Source organism: Poseidonibacter ostreae (genome assembly GCF_009208075.1).
Taxonomy (GTDB): domain Bacteria; phylum Campylobacterota; class Campylobacteria; order Campylobacterales; family Arcobacteraceae; genus Poseidonibacter; species Poseidonibacter ostreae.
This window is the reverse complement of the sequence record NZ_WFKJ01000110.1, coordinates 1-874: the sequence shown is the minus strand read 5'-3', so window position 1 is coordinate 874 and position 874 is coordinate 1. Positions and strand designations below refer to the sequence as shown.

Sequence of the window (874 nt, the reverse complement as noted above, 5' to 3'; positions counted from 1 at the left end):
GGGAAGTTCTTTAATCAAGATAATGATGAAATAAAATTTACAAGAATAGAAAAAGAATTGCTACTTACATTAATTGAAAATTATGGAGATATAGTTCCAGTAGAAAAGTTATCATTAAGAGCTTGGAAAAGAGAAGATGTTTCAATATTCGCTTTTAGGAATATGATAAAAAACATCAGAAAAAAGACTTATTATACATTGATAAAAAATCATTCAAACTTGGGCTATTCAATAAATATCTAAATACAATAATCTTTAGATCTTTTATCTATTTCATACTACTTTATTTTGAATATCTATGAATGATACTTAGTGGAATACATTTATAAATTATATCTAATAAAGTTTCAACAGTAAAACCTATAAATCAATCATTACAGTATAAATTTTCAAGCTATGATGATATAATTTCACATGATGAAAAATATACTAATCACAATGCTACTAATCAATTTAGCATATGCAAAAACTAATTACGGAAATGCACTCATAGAAGAAGTAACTTCTATTTATGATGGGGATACCTTCCGAGTTAATATAAAAGGCTATCCAAAAATCATAGGTCATAAAATGGCTATAAGACTTGCTAATGTAGATACTCCTGAAATTAAAGCCAAGTGTACACAAGAAAGGCTACTTGCAAGAAAAGCAAAGCAATTTACAGTAAACTTTATTAGAAATGCTAAAGTCCTGGAACTAAAGAATATGAAGAAAGATAAGTATTTTAGAATAGTTGCAGAACTACATTCAAATGATAATAAGAGTCTTGCTACTGAACTAATTAGAAATGATCTTGCAGTACCTTATTTTGGTGGTAAGAAATCTAAAAATTGGTGTAAATAGGATTAGAGAATAATAATGAATTATTTAATCT

2 protein-coding genes are annotated in these 874 nt (G+C 26.3%); both read left to right on the top strand.

Translation table 11 applies throughout. The features are described from left to right. On the top strand, positions 1-243 hold a 243-nt coding region (locus GBG18_RS15000), incomplete at its 5' end, for a winged helix-turn-helix domain-containing protein (protein ID WP_193311187.1). A gap of 171 nt (positions 244-414) precedes the next feature. Then, positions 415-843, top strand: coding sequence for a thermonuclease family protein (locus GBG18_RS14995; RefSeq protein WP_226896515.1), 429 nt, complete (start codon positions 415-417; stop codon positions 841-843). Positions 844-874 lie beyond the last annotated feature (31 nt).